Source organism: Streptomyces sp., from assembly GCF_035645055.1.
In the GTDB taxonomy this organism is placed as follows: domain Bacteria; phylum Actinomycetota; class Actinomycetes; order Streptomycetales; family Streptomycetaceae; genus Streptomyces.
Genome location: NZ_DASQNH010000092.1, coordinates 74,879 through 89,504, shown reverse-complemented (window position 1 = coordinate 89,504; position 14,626 = coordinate 74,879). Strand labels below are relative to the sequence as shown.

General features: G+C 71.7%; 14 protein-coding genes and 1 pseudogene. 14 read left to right on the top strand and 1 reads right to left on the bottom strand.

Features of this window, described 5'->3' with window-relative positions:
* The 5 genes and pseudogenes from VE614_RS29545 to ftsH form a co-directional block, all read left to right on the top strand.
* A pseudogene (locus VE614_RS29545) lies at positions 1 to 214 on the top strand (ammonia channel protein); the annotation flags it as partial.
* The gene (locus VE614_RS29540) at positions 211 to 549 is read left to right on the top strand and encodes a P-II family nitrogen regulator (RefSeq protein ID WP_043504401.1); all 339 of its coding nucleotides are present in this window, start codon (positions 211 to 213) and stop codon (positions 547 to 549) included. The pseudogene VE614_RS29545 and the gene VE614_RS29540, both read left to right, overlap by 4 nt.
* A 34-nt stretch (positions 550 to 583) precedes the next feature.
* Positions 584 to 3,058 (top strand): [protein-PII] uridylyltransferase, encoded by a 2,475-nt coding sequence (locus VE614_RS29535; protein WP_324943921.1) that lies wholly within the window; start codon positions 584 to 586, stop codon positions 3,056 to 3,058.
* Between the two features lie 108 nt (positions 3,059 to 3,166).
* Positions 3,167 to 4,720: a signal recognition particle protein gene (gene ffh, locus VE614_RS29530; protein WP_324943918.1), complete on the top strand. Its 1,554-nt coding sequence runs from the start codon at positions 3,167 to 3,169 to the stop codon at positions 4,718 to 4,720.
* Between the two features lie 169 nt (positions 4,721 to 4,889).
* Entirely contained in the window at positions 4,890 to 6,833 is a 1,944-nt protein-coding gene (gene ftsH / locus VE614_RS29525; protein ID WP_324943915.1) for an ATP-dependent zinc metalloprotease FtsH, read from the top strand.
* Positions 6,834 to 6,887: 54 nt separating this feature from the next.
* On the opposite strand, the gene VE614_RS29520 is transcribed toward ftsH, so the two are convergent.
* Positions 6,888 to 7,745, bottom strand: a complete 858-nt coding sequence (locus tag VE614_RS29520) for an SAM-dependent methyltransferase (RefSeq protein ID WP_324943912.1) — start codon at positions 7,743 to 7,745, stop codon at positions 6,888 to 6,890.
* Positions 7,746 to 8,287: 542 nt separating this feature from the next.
* Here VE614_RS29520 and VE614_RS29515 point away from each other — a divergent pair.
* The 9 genes from VE614_RS29515 to lepB (VE614_RS29475) all read left to right on the top strand — a co-directional run bounded on the left by VE614_RS29515 (position 8,288) and on the right by lepB (VE614_RS29475) (position 14,573).
* Positions 8,288 to 8,893 (top strand): hypothetical protein, encoded by a 606-nt coding sequence (locus VE614_RS29515; RefSeq protein WP_324943909.1) that lies wholly within the window; start codon positions 8,288 to 8,290, stop codon positions 8,891 to 8,893.
* Positions 8,894 to 9,144: 251 nt separating this feature from the next.
* Positions 9,145 to 9,567, top strand: a complete 423-nt coding sequence (gene rpsP, locus VE614_RS29510; RefSeq protein WP_324943906.1) for a 30S ribosomal protein S16 — start codon at positions 9,145 to 9,147, stop codon at positions 9,565 to 9,567.
* Positions 9,568 to 9,569: 2 nt separating this feature from the next.
* The gene (locus VE614_RS29505) at positions 9,570 to 9,809 is read left to right on the top strand and encodes an RNA-binding protein (protein ID WP_030612780.1); all 240 of its coding nucleotides are present in this window, start codon (positions 9,570 to 9,572) and stop codon (positions 9,807 to 9,809) included.
* Between the two features lie 107 nt (positions 9,810 to 9,916).
* Positions 9,917 to 10,474, top strand: a complete 558-nt coding sequence (gene rimM / locus VE614_RS29500) for a ribosome maturation factor RimM (RefSeq protein WP_324943901.1) — start codon at positions 9,917 to 9,919, stop codon at positions 10,472 to 10,474.
* On the top strand, positions 10,474 to 11,307 hold the full coding sequence (gene trmD / locus VE614_RS29495) for a tRNA (guanosine(37)-N1)-methyltransferase TrmD (RefSeq protein ID WP_324943898.1): 834 nt from the start codon (positions 10,474 to 10,476) through the stop codon (positions 11,305 to 11,307). The genes rimM and trmD overlap by 1 nt, the downstream gene beginning before the upstream one ends.
* Before the next feature lie 132 nt (positions 11,308 to 11,439).
* The gene (rplS, locus tag VE614_RS29490) at positions 11,440 to 11,790 is read left to right on the top strand and encodes a 50S ribosomal protein L19 (RefSeq protein ID WP_324943895.1); all 351 of its coding nucleotides are present in this window, start codon (positions 11,440 to 11,442) and stop codon (positions 11,788 to 11,790) included.
* A 60-nt stretch (positions 11,791 to 11,850) separates the two neighbouring features.
* Positions 11,851 to 12,570: a signal peptidase I gene (gene lepB / locus VE614_RS29485; protein ID WP_324943892.1), complete on the top strand. Its 720-nt coding sequence runs from the start codon at positions 11,851 to 11,853 to the stop codon at positions 12,568 to 12,570.
* Positions 12,563 to 13,702 (top strand): signal peptidase I, encoded by a 1,140-nt coding sequence (lepB, locus tag VE614_RS29480; RefSeq protein ID WP_324943890.1) that lies wholly within the window; start codon positions 12,563 to 12,565, stop codon positions 13,700 to 13,702. Before lepB (VE614_RS29485) ends, lepB (VE614_RS29480) begins: the two co-directional genes overlap by 8 nt.
* The gene (gene lepB / locus VE614_RS29475) at positions 13,590 to 14,573 is read left to right on the top strand and encodes a signal peptidase I (protein ID WP_324943887.1); all 984 of its coding nucleotides are present in this window, start codon (positions 13,590 to 13,592) and stop codon (positions 14,571 to 14,573) included. Before lepB (VE614_RS29480) ends, lepB (VE614_RS29475) begins: the two co-directional genes overlap by 113 nt.
* Positions 14,574 to 14,626 lie beyond the last annotated feature (53 nt).

Genomic DNA, 14,626 nt, shown 5'->3' with positions numbered 1-14,626 from the left:
CTCCCTGGTCGTCTCCGCGATCCTCGCCTTCGTCCTCGACAAGACCATCGGCATGCGGGTCCCCGAGGACGACGAGGTGGCCGGCATCGACCAGGCCGAGCACGCCGAGACCGCATACGACTTCAGCGGCGCCGGCGGCGGTACCTCCCGCTCCGCCTCCGTCCCCGCCGCCCCGGTCGCCGCCCAGGCCGAGTCCAAGAAGGTGGACGCATGAAGCTCATCACCGCCGTCGTGAAGCCCCACCGGCTCGACGAGATCAAGGAAGCCCTCCAGGCCTTCGGCGTGCACGGCCTGACGGTCACCGAGGCCAGCGGCTACGGCCGCCAGCGCGGACACACCGAGGTCTACCGCGGCGCCGAGTACACCGTCGATCTGGTCCCCAAGATCCGTATCGAGGTGCTGGCCGAGGACGACGACGCCGAACAGCTGATCGAAGTCATCGTCAAGGCGGCCCGCACCGGCAAGATCGGTGACGGCAAGGTCTGGTCCCTGCCGGTCGACACGGCCGTCCGGGTCCGCACCGGCGAGCGCGGCCCGGACGCGCTCTGACGAGGCGCCGACAGAAGAGAACAGGAGTCGCTGGGTGACGAGTACGGACCGACACACGGAAGCAGAGGACTCGGGACCCAGCGGCTACGCGGCGGCCCGGCTGCGCCTCCTCACGGAGGGGGCGCGGTCCGGGCCGCCGCGCCGTACCGCCCTCGCCGAGCTGACCGACGACTGGCTGGCGGCCCTGTTCGAGGCCGGAGCCGAGGCGGGCGGCGGGCTGAAGGGCGTCTCGCTCGTCGCCGTCGGCGGTTACGGCCGCGGAGAGCTGTCCCCCCGCAGCGACCTCGACCTGCTGCTGCTCCACGACGGCGGCGACACCGACGCGATCGCCGCTCTCGCCGACCGCCTCTGGTACCCCGTCTGGGACCTCGGCCTCGCGCTCGACCACTCCGTGCGCACCCCGGCCGAGGCCCGCAGGACCGCCGCGGAGGACCTGAAGGTCCAGCTCGGCCTCCTGGACGCCCGGCACCTCGCCGGTGACCTCGGCCTGACCGCCGGGCTGCGCACGGCCGTCCTCGCCGACTGGCGCAACCAGGCGCCCAGACGCCTCCCCGAACTCCAGGAACTGTGCGCCGAACGCGCCGAGCGCCAGGGCGAGCTGCAGTACCTGCTGGAGCCCGACCTCAAGGAGGCCCGCGGCGGCCTCCGGGACGCCACGGCGCTGCGCGCCGTCGCCGCCTCCTGGCTGGCCGACGCCCCCCGCGAGGGCCTCGACGACGCCCGCCGCAGCCTCCTCGACGTCCGTGACGCCCTGCATCTGACCACCGGCCGCGCCACCGATCGCCTCTCCCTCCAGGAACAGGACCAGGTCGCCGCCGAGCTGGGGCTCCTGGACGCCGACACGCTGCTGCGGCAGGTCTACGAGGCGGCGCGGGTGATCGCGTACGCCAGTGACGTCACCTGGCGTGAAGTGGGGCGCGTGCTGCGTTCGCGCGCCGTACGACCACGGCTGCGCGCCATGCTGGGCGGCGGCAAGCCGACAGCCGAGCGGTCGCCGCTGGCCGAAGGCGTGGTGGAACAGGACGGCGAGGTGGTGCTCGCCCGTACGGCGCGCCCCGAACGCGACCCCGTGCTCCCCCTGCGCGCCGCGGCCGCCGCCGCGCAGGCCGGACTCCCGCTCTCCTTGCACGCCGTACGGCGCCTCGCCGCCACCGTGCGCCCCCTGCCCACCCCCTGGCCCGCCGAGGCGCGCGAACAACTGGTGACTTTGCTCGGATCCGGCCGCCCGACCGTGCAGGTCTGGGAGGCCCTGGAGGCGGAGGGGCTGATCACCCGGCTGCTGCCCGACTGGGAGCGGGTGCGCTGCCGGCCGCAGCGCAACGCCGTGCACATCTGGACCGTCGACCGGCACCTCATCGAGACCGCCGTCCGCGCCTCCGAGTTCACCCGCCGCGTCAGCCGCCCCGATCTGCTGCTGGTCGCCGCGCTGCTGCACGACATCGGCAAGGGCTGGCCCGGCGACCACTCGGTGGCCGGCGAGATCATCGCCCGCGACGTGGCGGGCCGGATCGGCTTCGACCGCGAGGACGCGGCCGTGCTCGGCACCCTCGTGCGCCACCACCTGCTCCTCGTGGAGACCGCCACCCGCCGCGACCTCGACGACCCCGCCACCGTACGGTCCGTCGCCGAGGCCGTCGGCACCCAGAGCACCCTCGGACTGCTGCACGCGCTCACCGAGGCCGACGCGCTGGCGACCGGGCCCGCCGCCTGGTCGTCGTGGCGCGGCTCGCTCGTCACCGACCTCGTCAAGCGGGTCTCGGCCGTACTCGCCGGGGACGATCCCGAGGAGCCCGAGACCGCCGCGCCCACCGCCGAGCAGGAACGTCTCGCCGTCGAGGCGTACCGCACCGGCGGCCCCGTGCTCGCGCTGCGCGCGCAGCCCGAACCGCCGGCCGGCCCTCCGCCGGACGAGGAACCGGCCACCGCGGGCGCGCCCGAGCCGCTGGGCGTCGAACTGCTCATCGCCGTCCCCGACCAGCCGGGCGTCCTGCCCGCGGTCGCCGGCGTCCTCGCCATGCACCGGCTGACCGTCCGCACGGCAGAGCTGCGCGCGATGCCCCTGCCGGACGGCGTCGGCGGCTCGGTCCTGCTGCTGGAGTGGCGGGTGGCGGCCGAGTACGGCTCCCTGCCCCAGGCCGCGCGGCTGCGCGCCGACCTCGTCCGGGCCCTGGACGGCACCCTGGACATCGCCGGACGGCTGGCGGAGCGGGACGCGGCCTACCCGCGCCGCCGCGGCGTGGTCGCGCCCCCACCGCGCGTCACCGTCGCCTCCGCCGCCTCCCGCCACGCCACGGTGATCGAGGTCCGCGCCCAGGACGCGCCCGGTCTGCTGTTCCGCATCGGGCGGGCGCTGGAGGACGCGGGAGTGCGGGTGCGCAGTGCCCACGTCTCGACGCTGGGCGCGAACGCGGTGGACGCTTTCTATGTCACGGGGGCCGAGGGAACACCCCTGCCGGGGGAGGAGGCGACGGCGGTGGCGCGGAAACTGGAGGAGACGCTGCGGGGGTGACGGCGCGGGCATTCTCCCCGGTTCGAGCGGCCGGGGACGAATGTCCTGCGAAGCCGGATACCCTGGAAGACGCTCAGACTGCCCCCGACTCCGAGGACCGACGCCGCCGTGTTCGATACTCTCTCCGACCGCCTTTCAGCGACCTTCAAGAATCTGCGCGGCAAGGGGCGTCTGAGCGAGGCGGACATCGACGCCACCGCGCGCGAGATCCGTATCGCGCTGCTCGAAGCGGACGTGGCCCTGCCGGTCGTCCGCACGTTCATCAAGAACGTCAAGGAGCGCGCGCTCGGCGCCGAGGTCTCCAAGGCGCTGAACCCGGCCCAGCAGGTCCTCAAGATCGTCAATGACGAGCTGGTCACCATCCTCGGTGGCGAGACCCGCCGGCTGCGCTTCGCCAAGCAGCCGCCGACCGTGATCATGCTGGCCGGTCTGCAGGGTGCCGGTAAGACCACCCTCGCGGGCAAGCTCGGCCGGTGGCTCAAGGAGCAGGGCCACTCGCCGCTGCTCGTCGCCTGTGACCTCCAGCGCCCCAACGCCGTCAACCAGCTCAGCGTCGTCGCCGAGCGCGCCGGGGTCGCGGTCTACGCGCCGGAGCCGGGCAACGGGGTCGGCGACCCGGTGAAGGTCGCCAAGGACTCCATCGACTTCGCGAAGTCCAAGGTCCACGACATCGTCATCGTCGACACCGCCGGCCGTCTGGGCATCGACCAGGAGATGATGCAGCAGGCGGCCGACATCCGGGACGCCGTCTCGCCCGACGAGATCCTGTTCGTCGTCGACGCGATGATCGGTCAGGACGCCGTCAACACCGCCGAGTCCTTCCGTGACGGTGTCGGCTTCGACGGCGTGGTGCTCTCCAAGCTGGACGGCGACGCGCGCGGTGGTGCCGCGCTGTCCATCCGCCAGATCACCGGCAAGCCGATCATGTTCGCGTCGAACGGCGAGAAGCTCGACGAGTTCGACGCGTTCCACCCGGACCGGATGGCCTCCCGCATCCTCGACATGGGTGACCTGCTCACCCTGATCGAGCAGGCGGAGAAGACCTTCAGCCAGGAAGAGGCCGCCAAGATGGCCTCCAAGCTGGCGTCCAAGAAGGGCCAGGAGTTCACGCTCGACGACTTCCTGTCCCAGATGGAGCAGGTCCGGAAGATGGGCTCCATCTCCAAGCTGCTCGGGATGCTGCCGGGCATGGGGCAGATCAAGGACCAGATCAACAACCTGGACGAGCGGGACGTCGACCGCACCGCCGCGATCATCAAGTCGATGACCCCGGCCGAGCGCCAGGACCCCACGATCATCAACGGCTCGCGCCGCGCCCGTATCGCCAAGGGTTCCGGTGTCGAGGTCAGCGCCGTGAAGAACCTGGTCGAGCGGTTCTTCGAGGCCCGCAAGATGATGTCCCGCATGGCTCAGGGCGGCGGTATGCCGGGCATGCCGGGGATCCCGGGCATGGGCGGCGGTCCCGGCCGCAGCAAGAAGCAGCCGAAGAAGGTCAAGGGCAAGCAGCGCTCCGGCAACCCGATGAAGCGCAAGCAGCAGGAGCAGGAGGAGGCGGCCCGGCGCGCGGCCGCCGCACAGAACGGTGGCGCGTTCGGGCTGCCGGGCCAGCAGGCCGGGCAGGACTTCGAGCTGCCGGACGAGTTCAAGAAGTTCATGGGCTGACCGACGTCGGCCGTACGTCCGCTGGGGGCGCCCCTCGCCGAAGGGGCGCCCCCGTCGTCGTCCGCACCCAGCGACGTACGCCCCCAGCGCCGTCGGCACACACGCGCCGACGCACACATACGCCGGACGCACACATGCTCGCGCGGCTTTCCTGTCGTAACGTCCCGATATGACCAACCCTGCGCCGCCGCGCAAGTCTCCCGACCAGCCCTGGCGCACCGAGGGCACCCCCGAGGAGCCGCCCAAGCCGCCGTCCGGTGGGCGGAGGATGCGCGGCGGCTGGTGGAACCTGGCCGTCGCCGCGCTGATCGTGTTCCTGATCGCCAACCTGGTGCTGTCCTTCTTCGGCGACGGCGACGAGCCGACGATCTCCTACACCGAGTTCAGCAAGCAGGTCGACGACGGCAACGTCAGCAAGATCTACTCCAAGGGGGACGCCATCCAGGGCCAGCTGAAGCAGGCCCGGGACCGGCCCGGCGGCGACGGCACATACACCAAGTTCAAAACCCAGCGCCCGGCCTTCGCGGACGACCGGCTGTGGGAGGACCTGACCCGCCAGAACGTGACCGTCACCGCCGAGCCGGTGGTCCAGCAGCGCAGCTTTCTCGCCAATCTTCTGATCTCGCTGGCGCCGATGCTGCTCCTGGTCGTGCTGTGGATCTTCATCGCGCGGCGGATGCGGGCGGGGATGGGCGGCGCCGGGGCGATGTTCGGGCGCAAGGAGCCGCCCAGGCCGGTGGAGCTGGAGCCGGGGGAGAAACGGACGACGTTCGCGGACGTGGCCGGGATCGACGAGGTCGAGGGCGAGCTGAACGACGTCGTCGACTTCCTGAAGAACCCGGACGCCTATCGGCGGATGGGGGCCAAGATGCCGCGCGGTGTGCTGCTCGCCGGTCCGCCCGGCACGGGCAAGACGCTGCTGGCGCGGGCGGTGGCGGGCGAGGCGGGCGTGCCGTTCTTCTCGGCGTCGGCCTCCGAGTTCATCGAGATGATCGTGGGCGTGGGCGCCTCGCGGGTGCGGGAGCTGTTCGCCGAGGCGCGGAAGGTCGCACCGTCGATCATCTTCATCGACGAGATCGACACCATCGGCCGCGCGCGGGGCGGCGGTGCGGCGATGGGGGGTCACGACGAGCGCGAGCAGACACTGAACCAGATCCTCACCGAGATGGACGGCTTCTCCGGCTCGGAGGGCGTGATCGTGATCGCGGCGACCAACCGCGCGGACATCCTCGATCCGGCGCTGACCCGGCCCGGCCGTTTCGACCGGGTCGTCAGCGTCTCGCCGCCGGACCGGGGCGGCCGGGAGGCGATCCTGCGGATCCACACCCGGGAGATCCCGCTGGCCGAGGACGTGGACCTGGCCCAGGTGGCCCGGACGACACCGGGCATGACCGGGGCCGAGCTGGCCAACCTGGCCAACGAGGCGGCGCTCCTCGCGGTGAAGCGGCAGCAGGAGCGGGTGACGCAGTCGGATCTCTCGGAGGCGCTGGAGAAGGTCCAGCTGGGCGCCGAGCGGTCCCTGGTCATGCCGCTGGAGGAGCGTCGGCGGACCGCGTACCACGAGAGCGGGCACGCCCTGCTGGGCATGCTCCAGCCCGGCGCCGATCCGGTCCGGAAGATCACCATCGTCCCGCGCGGGCGGGCGCTCGGCGTGACGCTCTCGACGCCGGACGCGGACAAGTACGCGTACACCGAGGAGTACCTGCGCGGCCGGATCATCGGCGCGCTCGGCGGGATGGCCGCCGAGCAGGTGGTCTTCGGGGTGATCACCACCGGCGCGGAGAGCGACCTGGAGCAGGTCACGAACATCGCGCGCGGCATGGTGGCCCGCTGGGGCATGAGCGAGCGGGTCGGCCGGCTCTCCGCGCTCCCCGGCGACGCCCAGCAGGCGTACGGCCTCGCCGCCGCGCCCCAGACCCTGGACGTGATCGACGGCGAGATGCGCCGCATCGTGGACGACTGCTACGAGGAGGCGTGCCGCAAGCTGCGCGACCACCGCGGGCAGCTGGACGCGCTGGCGGCGGCCCTGCTGGAGCGGGAGACGCTGGAGGAGGCGGACGCCTACCGGATCGCCGGCATCACCCGGCTGACCAAGGACGGCACCGGGGCCTGAGCCGGAGGACCGGGGCTGCCCCAGGAGGGTGTCCCGCCGATCATGCCGGGCCGGCTAGGGGACCCGGGCGATCAGGTAGCGGAAGACGTTCGGCATCCACACCGTGTGGTCCTGGCGGCGGTACGGGTGCAGGGCCTCCCGCAGTTCGGTGTCGACCTGGGCCTGGTCGGTGGCGTTGATCGCCGCGTCGAACAGCCCGGTGGAGAGCAGCCCGCGCACCGCGCTGTCCGCGTCGGCGTAGCCGAACGGGCAGGCGACCCGTCCGGAGCCGTCGGGGCGCAGCCCGGCGCGTTCGGCGACCTCCTCCAGGTCGTCGCGCAGGGCGGGGCGCCAGCGGCCCGCGCCGCGCGACGGGTCCGCGAGCTTGTCGGCCACCCGCAGCACGGCGGTGGTGGCGCAGCGCTCGGGCGGCCCCCAGCCGGCCAGCACCACCGCGGCTCCGCGCGTGGCGTGCGGGGTCGCCGCCGTGAGCAGCGCGGCGAGCCCGTCGGAGTCGCCCGCGCGGCATCCGATGGGTTCGAAGGCGGTGACGAGGTCGTACCCGTCCCGGCGGGCGTCGAGTTCGCCGAGCGAGTCCCCGACGACGGCCGCGACGGCATCGCCGCCGGTGTGCGCCCCCGGGGCCTCCGCGTGGAGCCGTTCCCGCGCGAGGCTGAGCCGTTCGGGTGAGGAGGGCTCGACACCGGTGATCGTGGCGCCTCTGGAGGCGGCCATCAGCAGGGCGAGGCCGCTCCCGCAGCCCAGCCCGAGCAGCCGGGTGCCGGGGCCCACGTCCAGTCGTTCGTGGACGGCCTCGTAGAGCGGTACGAGCATCCGCTCCTGGATCTCGGACCAGTCACGCGCGCGTGCACTCGGGTCCACGCGGAGTGTGCCCCCCGCGTGCGGGTGCTGACGCACGAGCGTAGGTGTCATATGTAAGCGCCCCATTCCGCCGAGAGTTGCCTCTGTCCCCGTTCTTCTGAAGCCCCCGTGACGTGCGCTCGCCCCCCGTATGCCAGGAAACTCCGGGCTCGCGGCGGCGTCCAGTGGTACGGGGCCGCGGCTTGGCCGCCCGCGCGCGCTGGGGCGAGATTTCATCTGCCGGCAACCTGCGTCCCTACGACGTTCGGACGGGTGTCCGGACGATGTCGGCCGAGGGGGTGGGGGGTGCGGAACGCCGCAAGGGCACCCGGTAACGTCACGGACGCCGGGCACGCTGACCCAGGAGGGCCGACTCGGCCGAAAACGCCCCTTGCGTCTCGCCCGGGGACACATACTCCGGCGCGCGCACCGGGGCGTACGCGCCGGGGCGTACGTCAGGCTACGTACCACCTTGTGATGAGCTGTGCGGCTTCTCCGCAGATCAGCGCACCCGCCCTCGTCAGGACGCATCAGCGGCAACTGACGGGTACGTGCAAATTATTTGGGATGCCCCGGAATAGGAACACAGCGGCACCCCGGCTCGTTGTCATTACGTGAGCACGACACAGACACCACCTGTTCTCGCCGCGGAGCTGGCGCAGGCGTGGGCCGACATTCAGCGGCACCACCCCGAACTGCCGGATCTCGCCGCGCCGGAGTCCCTGATCGGAGAGTCGTCGTCCGCCTGCGGTCACGAACTCTCCTTCGAACGACTGCTGCACGAGGCAGTCCATGGCATCGCCGCCGCGCGCGGAATCCGTGACACCTCCCGCGCCGGCCGCTATCACAACCGCAGATTCCTCGCGATCGCCGAGGAGCTGGGCCTGGACCACCCCGAGGAGCCGCACCCGAGCAGCGGCTTCTCGCTGGTCACGCTCAGCCCCGAGGCCAAGCGGCGCTATCGCCCGACGATCGAGCGCCTTCAACGGGCCCTGAAGGCGCACACGGCGGCCACCTCCGCCGACACCGCCCGCACCTTCCGCGGCCCGGCCGCCCGCCACGGCTCGTCCGGCGGCGGCGTGCGGGTCAAGGCGGTGTGTGACTGCGGACGCAACGTCCGGGTCGTCCCGTCGGTCCTGGCACAGGCCCCGATCGTCTGCGGCGGCTGCGGCAAGCCGTTCCGGATCCCCGAGGTGGTCGGCGCGGGCGCGGCGGGCTGAGGCTGCCGGCATCTCGTGGATGCCGGCACCCGACGCCGTCTCACCTCTGCGCCGGGTGCCGCTCAGCCGTGCCCGCGCGCCCCTCGGTCGGAAGCGGCCCGCGGGGTGTGGCAGAATGGCTAGCTGTACTCGACAGCCGCACAGGACCCCTCTCTCCTCCGGCTGACGCGTCCATCGGGCACTCGGGTACCGCAACCCCACGCGGCATCTCGCCGTGCCCAACCACGTCAAATCCAGGAGAACCCACTCCCGTGGCAGTCAAGATCAAGCTGAAGCGTCTGGGCAAGATCCGTTCGCCTCACTACCGCATCGTCGTCGCCGACTCCCGCACCCGTCGTGACGGGCGTGCGATCGAGGAGATCGGCAAGTACCACCCGACGTACAACCCGTCGGTCATCGAGGTCGACGCCGAGCGTGTGGCGTACTGGCTCGGTGTCGGCGCTCAGCCGACCGAGCCCGTGCTCGCCATCCTGAAGAAGACCGGCGACTGGCAGAAGTTCAAGGGCGAGCCCGCCCCGGCTCCGCTGCTCGTCGCCGAACCGAAGAAGGCGCGCCCGTCGTTCGAGGCCCTGGGTGGCGACGACGAGGGCAAGGGTGAGGCCATCACCCAGAAGAAGAAGGCTGAGAAGAAGGACGAGGCCGCGGCCGAGTCCTCCGAGTCGACCGAGGCCTGAGCATGCTCGAGGAGGCTCTCGAGCACCTCGTGAAGGGCATCGTCGACAACCCTGACGATGTGCAGGTCGCCTCGCGCAACCTGCGCCGCGGGCGGGTGCTGGAGGTCCGGGTCCACCCCGACGACCTCGGCAAGGTGATCGGCCGCAACGGTCGCACCGCACGCGCCCTGCGGACCGTCGTGGGCGCCATCGGCGGCCGCGGTGTCCGCGTCGACCTCGTCGACGTGGACGACGTCCGCTGACGCAACACAGCACCGGCTCGGGCCGGGGAGGGCCACTGGGCCGTCCCCGGCCCGCAGTCGTATGAGCCGCCCCCGGCTCGCAGTCGTTCGACAGGAGAGCAAGCACAGTGCAGCTGGTAGTCGCACGGGTCGGCCGCGCCCACGGCATCAAGGGCGAGGTCACCGTGGAGGTCCGCACCGACGAGCCCGAACTGCGGCTCGCCCCCGGCGCCGTACTCGCCACCGACCCCGCCTCCGCGGGGCCCCTCACCATCGCCACCGGCCGCGTCCACAGCGGCCGTCTCCTCCTGCGCTTCGAGGGCGTCACCGACCGCAACGCCGCCGAGGCCCTGCGCAACACCCTGCTGATCGCCGACGTCGACCCCGAGGAACTGCCCGAGGGCGAGGACGAGTACTACGACCACCAGCTGATCGACCTCGACGTGGTCACCGCGGACGGGGTGGAGGTCGGCCGGATCACCGAGATCTCGCACCTGCCCACCCAGGACCTCTTCATCGTGGAACGTGCCGACGGAAGCGAGGTGATGATCCCGTTCGTCGAGGAGATCGTCACCGAGATCGACCTGGAGGAGCAGCGGGCCGTCATCGACCCGCCGCCCGGGCTGATCGACGACCGCGCGGAGATCGTCTCCAGCCGGGACGAGTCCGGCGGGGACGAGGCGTGATGCGGCTCGACGTCGTCACGATCTTCCCCGAGTACCTGGAACCGCTGAACGTCTCCCTCGTCGGCAAGGCACGCGCGCGCGGGCAGCTGGACGTGCGGGTGCACGACCTGCGGGAGTGGACGTACGACCGGCACAACACGGTCGACGACACCCCGTACGGCGGCGGCCCCGGCATGGTCATGAAGACGGACCCGTGGGGCGACGCCCTGGACTTTGTCCTGGCCGACGGCTACGAGACCGGCTCGCACGGCCCGGCACTCATCGTGCCCACGCCCAGCGGCCGCCCCTTCACCCAGGAACTGGCCGTCGAACTGTCCGAGCGGCCCTGGCTGATCTTCACCCCGGCCCGCTACGAGGGCATCGACCGGCGGGTCGTCGACGAGTACGCGACCCGGATACCGGTCTACGAGGTCTCCATCGGCGACTACGTCCTGGCCGGCGGCGAGGCGGCGGTCCTGGTCGTCACGGAGGCAGTCGCCAGGCTGCTGCCCGGCGTCCTCGGCAACGCCGAGTCGCACCGTGACGACTCCTTCGCGCCCGGCGCCATGGCGAGCCTCCTGGAGGGTCCCGTCTACACCAAGCCGCCCGAGTGGCGCGGCCGGGGGATCCCGGAGGTGCTGCTCAGCGGGCACCACGGCAAGATCGCCCGCTGGCGGCGCGACGAGGCGCTGCGGCGTACGACCCTCAACCGGCCCGACCTGATCGAGCGCTGCGACCCCGAGGCGTTCGACAAGAAGGACCGCGAGATGCTCTCCATCCTGGGCTGGGCACCCGACCCGGAGGGTGAGCCGTACGGCCGATTTTGGCGCAGGACCGACGGCGTGGAAGAATAGGACGCTGCTGTGCGCCGTCCGGCGTGCGCCCCTGCCACAGGGGGACACGACGTCCGCCCCGACGCGCACGCCTCATCCCAGAACCTCTAGTTCCGTTGATGACCTGTGGCATCAGCGAAGAAAGCAGACAAAATGGCTCACCTGCTCGACACCGTCGACTCCGCCTCGCTGCGCAGCGACATCCCGGCCTTCCGCCCGGGCGACACCGTCAACGTCCACGTGCGCGTCATCGAGGGCAACCGCTCCCGTGTGCAGCAGTTCAAGGGCGTGGTGATCCGCCGCCAGGGTTCCGGCGTGCGCGAGACCTTCACGGTCCGCAAGGTCTCCTTCTCCGTCGGCGTCGAGCGCACCTTCCCGGTGCACACCCCGATCGTGGAGAAGATCGAGCTCGTCACCCGCGGTGACGTCCGTCGCGCCAAGCTGTACTACCTGCGTGAGCTGCGCGGCAAGGCGGCGAAGATCAAGGAGAAGCGCGAGAACTGAGCGCTTCCCGGGGTTCGTCCCCGTGGGGTCCACAGCGGGGCCGGATAGCATCTGGCCCCGATGGACACCGAAGCACAGCCGACGGAGCGCGACCGCTCCTCCGGACCCGTTCAGCCGGGCCCGGAGGGCCGGTCGCGTTTCGCGTTGGTGTCGCGGATCGCCGACTGGCTGCCGGGCGGGCGGATCACCCTGACCGCGCTGGTCTGCCTGCTCTTCCTGCTGCTGCTCAACACTCTGGTGCTGCAGCCGTTCCAGATCCCCAGCGGATCCATGGAGCCCGGATTGAGGATCGGCGACCGCGTTCTCGTAAACAAGTTGGCGTACCGTTTCGGAGCCGAGCCGCGGCGGGGTGATGTCGTCGTGTTCGACGGCACCGGATCCTTCGGGGACGCCGACTACATCAAGCGCGTCGCGGGCGTGGGGGGAGACCACGTGGTCTGCTGCGACAAGGAGGGGAGGCTCCGGGTGAACGGCCGGTCGGTCGACGAGTCGGCGTTCCTGCACGCCGGCGACCGCGCGTCGACGGTGCCCTTCGACATCGTCGTGCCCGAGGGCACGCTGTTCGTCCTCGGCGACCACCGCAGCGCCTCCAGCGACTCCCGCGACCACCTGGGCTCCCCCGGCGGCGGCATGATCCCCGTGGACGACGTGATCGGCCGCGCGGACTGGATCGTCTGGCCCGTCGGCCACCTGGCGCGCCTGGACCGGCCGGACGTCTACGCGCGCGTACCCCAGGCGGCGCCGGGAGGTCCTGTCGCGGCGGGCGGTGCCCATGGGTAATCGCGGAAAACCGCGCGGCACGCCGAGCAGCCCGGTCGACGACCTGCTGCCCACCGGCAGCCGGCGCGCCTCCCGCCCGTCCGGTGGCCGCACCCGCGCGGAGCGGCGCAAGCTCCAGCGCAAGGTCAAGCGCCGTCGGCGCCGGTCGGCCGTCAAGGAGATACCGCTCCTCATCGGGGTCGCCGTCCTCATAGCCCTGGTCCTGAAGACGTTCCTGGTCCAGGCCTTCGTCATCCCGTCGGGCTCCATGGAGCAGACGATCCAGATCGGCGACCGGGTGCTCGTCGACAAGCTCACCCCGTGGTTCGGCGCCCGGCCGGAGCGCGGCGACGTCGTCGTCTTCAAGGACCCCGGCGGCTGGCTCGAGGACGAGCAGCCCACCCAGAAGAAGGACGACCCCGTCGTCGTCAAGCAGGTCAAGGAAGGGCTCACCTTCATCGGCCTGCTGCCCTCCGACAATGAGAAGGACCTGATCAAGCGAGTCGTCGGGGTCGGTGGTGACCGCGTCCAGTGCTGTGACGCGCAGGGCCGGGTCACCGTCAACGGAGTTCCCCTGAACGAGGGGGACTACCTGTACCCCGGCAACGCTCCCTCCACCATGGAGTTCGACGTCACCGTGCCCGAGGGCCGCCTGTGGGTGATGGGCGACCACCGGGACAACTCCGCGGACTCCCGGGCCCACCAGGACACCGACTACGGCGGCACGGTCTCCGAGGACCAGGTGGTGGGGCGGGCCGTCGTGATCGCCTGGCCGTTCAACCACTGGACCACGCTGGACGAACCGCTAACCTTCGCCTCCGTGTCCGACCCGGCGTCCGGTTCGGCCTCGGCCGCCCGGGTGTCGCATAGGGTTGCCTCCGACGGTCCGAGCGTGCGGGATCCGAAGCCCCTGGAACCGGGCGCGTCGGATCCGAACGCGATGACCCAGCTCCCGAGCCCTGCGGAACTCCCGCTCGTTATGGGAGTGGTGGGCCTGCGCCGCACATGGGGCAGGCAGCGGCACAGAGTAAGGAGTTGGCGTGGGGGATGTGGCGGTTGGCGCACGGTCCGGACACGACGGCGAGGAGCACCGCGGACACCCCGTGGAAGCGGCCGGCCCGGCCGCGGACAGCGCCGTGACCTCCGGGAGTGACACAGCGGCGGCCGAGGACGGCAGGGTGAGCGACGAACAGGACCGGGCCGGGGACCAGGAGCCGGGTGGCCCCGCCCCCGCGTCCCCCAGGAAGCAGCGTTCCTTCTGGAAGGAGCTGCCGATCCTGATCGGCATCGCGCTGGTGCTGGCGCTGCTGATCAAGACGTTTCTGGTGCAGGCGTTCTCGATCCCTTCCGACTCGATGCAGAACCTCCTGCAGAAGGGCGACCGGGTTCTCGTCGACAAGCTCACCCCGTGGTTCGGCTCCGAGCCGGAGCGGGGCGAGGTGGTCGTCTTCCACGACCCGGACCAGTGGCTGGCGGGCGAGGTGACGCCCGAGCCGAACGCCCTGCAGACCTTCCTCAGCTGGATCGGCCTGATGCCGTCCTCGGAGGAGAAGGACCTGATCAAGCGGGTCATCGGGGTCGGCGGCGACACGGTCGAGTGCAAGGGCACCGGCCCGCTGAAGGTCAACGGCAAGGCGCTGAACGAGCCGTATGTGTACCCCGGCAACACGCCGTGCAGCGTGGACGACACGGGCGGCCAGTTCAAGGTGAAGGTGCCCGAGGGCTATCTCTGGGTCATGGGCGACCACCGGCAGAACTCGCGCGACTCGCGCTACAACCAGTCGGACAAGTACCGGGGCATGGTCCCGGTGGACGAGGTCGTCGGGCGGGCCATCGTGAAGGCATGGCCGATCAACCGCTGGGGCACCCTGCCGGTTCCGGACACCTTCGACCAGCCCGGTCTGAACGACAAGGCGTCGGCCGCCGCGGCCCTGACGGCCGCGCCGTCCGCGCTCGCCCTGGCGGGCGTGGTGCCGGTGGCGCTGTGGCGCCGGAAGAAGTACAGCGTCACCGACGGCCGCTGAGACCGGCCCCGGCCCGCGCCGCCGGGGCGGCGGGAGGGCTGACCGGTGCGGGT